Raw genomic sequence first — 2,775 nt, forward strand, 5'->3', positions numbered from 1 at the left:
GACTTTGCATGTGCCGTTGGAGCAATGGTCGCCGAAAGTTCTGGTGCAACACCTACTTTAACGCATCAACAAATTAGTGAGTTTATGAACCCACTTTAAAAAAACATTGTGTGTGAAAGCGGTTATACGTAAAAGTTTAACCGCTTTTTTTGTGCCTAAAATAAGACATAGGCGATAAGTGAGTGTTAAGTGCGCAGGTTGCGTAAATAGTGGCTTATATCGATTATTGTATTAGCTAAACGTCTTATTGTTTGAGGGTTAAAGCTTTGTTATCGTTCGTCGATTATTAACGGATTGAAAAGGCGGGGCGACACACAATGCGCTCTATAACTAAAATACAAAAAGAGAAACGTGCTTTATGATCATCTTTTTTATCTGCCTCACTATTTTAATACTGGGCTATAAGTTTTACAGCCCATTTGTTGAAAAACAAGCCGGTTTGGATTCAACTGCTGACACACCACAAAAACGCTTTAGCGAAGGTGTTGATTACGTAGCTATTCACCCTGTACGAGCATTTTTAATTCAGTTTTTAAACATTGCTGGCGTAGGTCCAATATTTGGCCCAATTTTAGGTGCTTTATACGGACCAGTTGCACTAGTATGGATTGTACTTGGTAATGTTTTAGGTGGCGCTGTACACGACTTCTTCTCAGGTGTAATGAGTATAAAAGAAGACGGTAAAAGCCTACCAGAAATCGCAGGCCATTATTACAACGTCGTATTTAAAGGCTTTATGCTTGTATTTACTGCCATGCTACTGTTTTTTGTAGGTGTAGTATTTATTATGAGCCCTGCAGGTTTGCTAAGTAACCTTGATTTTTTTGAAGGTACAATACTGGCAAACAACACCTTTTGGGTACTTGCTATTTTAGCGTATTACTTTTTAGCTACCTTGCTACCAATTGATAAAATTATCACTAAGTTTTACCCAATTTTTGGTGCGCTAATGATTGTAATGACAGTGGCAATTGCTATTTCATTACTTATTAATGCGCCGCACTTACCGGTACCAAGTGACTTTTTAGCTTACTTTGAAGCTGATCACGCACATGACTTTTTAGAGCCAAACCCAGATGGATTACCAACATGGCCATTGTTATTTATAACAATTACCTGTGGTGCTATTAGTGGTTTTCACTCTACTCAAGCGCCTATTATTGCGCGCTGTTTAACTAACGAAAAATACGTACGTCCAGTTTATTACGGCGCTATGATGTGTGAAGGTATTGTAGGTTGTGTATGGGCACTTGCTGGTATTGCAGCGTTCCCAGATGGTTACGCAGGCTTAAAAGCATTGCTTGACCAAGGTGGTCCAGGCTTAGTTGTTAACCATGTAGCTAACAGTTACTTAGGCGTATTTGGCGGTATAATGGCAATTATTGCAGTAGCCGTATTCCCAATTACTTCTGGTGATACAGCGTTCCGCTCATTACGTTTAACTGTTGTTGATGCGTTTAATATTCCACAAAGCTTACGTAATCGCTTACTAGTGGCGGTGCCTATACTTGCTATAGCGTACTTTATGACGAAGCTCGATTTCTCATTAATTTGGCGCTACTTTGCATTTTCAAACATGCTGCTTTCTACAAGCGTATTATGGCTTGCCACTAAGTACTTGTTTGACCGTGGTACATTCCATTGGATTGCCAGTGTTCCTGCTGTTATAGCAACAGCGGTAACGGTTTCTTATATTGGCACTGCAGCAATTGGTCTTAACTTATCAAGCGATTTAGGTAAACCTATTGGCGCTGTAGTAACAGTGATTGGCTTAATTGTTTTAGCAATTGTGCACTCTAAGCATAAAGTTAAACCAACAGCGGTTTAATAATCACATAAGTTATTTCAAGCATTAAAAAAGCGAGCTATTGGTAATCAATAGCTCGCTTTTTTTGTGTACTAAATTTAGGTATTACTGAGTTGCAAGTTCAAAGTAACTATTATCGTCGAGCGTTTTGCTTATCATCATAGCGCCCTCAAGCAGGCTCACTGTTTGAATAGCTGCTTGAGCGGGGTTAGGCTCACCATTAGTTAAGTGTGCAGCGCTAAGCCATGTTAGGTTTTGATTAAAAAAGCGTTTTACTTCAAGGCGTACTTTATCTGGAAGGCTATCGCTTTCGGCTCCTAGTAACCCACATAAACACATTTTTTTATCGGTTACTAATGCACGTCTAAAAAGCTGAGTGTACACATCAATAGGATTTTTACCGCTTGCTTTAAGCTCGCTTGGCTCGCCTAACGCAGCTAAAAAAGAATTAGTATATTGATGAGCAAGCTCAGCACCTAAATCGGCCTTAGTCGCAAAGTGATAGTGCACACTGGCGCTTTTAATGCCGACTTCGCAGGCTAGCTCTCTAAAACTAAAATTACTGTATCCGCCAAGGCGCACCTTGTTTTCAGCTGCTTTTAATAAAGCTTCTTTTTTACTCACTTTTAATATTTCCTATCTGCAGTAACACCAGTTTTATTAAAAACATGATCATTGTATCGCATTAAATAACACACTAACTGCGTTAAAAATTATTCATACAGAATAACTAGATGTCATGATTTTCGCCTCGTTATTGCGCTATTTTCCTAGCGCAATAATAGATCACTTATTTAATGCAATTGGTACAGCAAAATTATCGACCAGTAGGTAGTTATTTACAAGTGTTTTTACTTTTAAGCAACTCCCTAATTTTATTATGAATTAAGTTAAATCCCATAAATCAGAAAAATTTAAACGTTGACTTAAATTTAGTTTAATATTATAAATTACCTATCGATAGGTAG

The 2,775-nt window shown here is 38.2% G+C and carries 2 protein-coding genes and 1 pseudogene; 2 read left to right on the forward strand and 1 reads right to left on the reverse strand.

The genetic code is table 11. The features are described from left to right. Together H5072_RS21270 and H5072_RS16140 are read left to right on the forward strand one after the other, a co-directional pair. Positions 1–99: pseudogene (locus tag H5072_RS21270) on the forward strand (carbohydrate kinase); the annotation flags it as partial. Positions 100–358: 259 nt separating this feature from the next. Then, on the forward strand, positions 359–1,828 hold the full coding sequence (locus H5072_RS16140; protein WP_004334688.1) for a carbon starvation protein A: 1,470 nt from the start codon (positions 359–361) through the stop codon (positions 1,826–1,828). Positions 1,829–1,912: 84 nt separating this feature from the next. Here the strand turns inward: H5072_RS16140 and H5072_RS16145 are convergent, their stop codons facing one another. Further along, the gene (locus H5072_RS16145; protein ID WP_182694099.1) at positions 1,913–2,431 is read right to left on the reverse strand and encodes a TetR/AcrR family transcriptional regulator; all 519 of its coding nucleotides are present in this window, start codon (positions 2,429–2,431) and stop codon (positions 1,913–1,915) included. Positions 2,432–2,775 lie beyond the last annotated feature (344 nt).

Source organism: Pseudoalteromonas sp. SR45-5 (assembly GCF_014163565.1).
In the GTDB taxonomy this organism is placed as follows: domain Bacteria; phylum Pseudomonadota; class Gammaproteobacteria; order Enterobacterales; family Alteromonadaceae; genus Pseudoalteromonas; species Pseudoalteromonas distincta.

Coding starts and splice junctions, on each gene's coding strand:
- H5072_RS16140 (WP_004334688.1), top strand. CDS start 359: ATGATCATCTTTTTTATCTGCCTCACTATTTTAATACTGGGCTATAAG.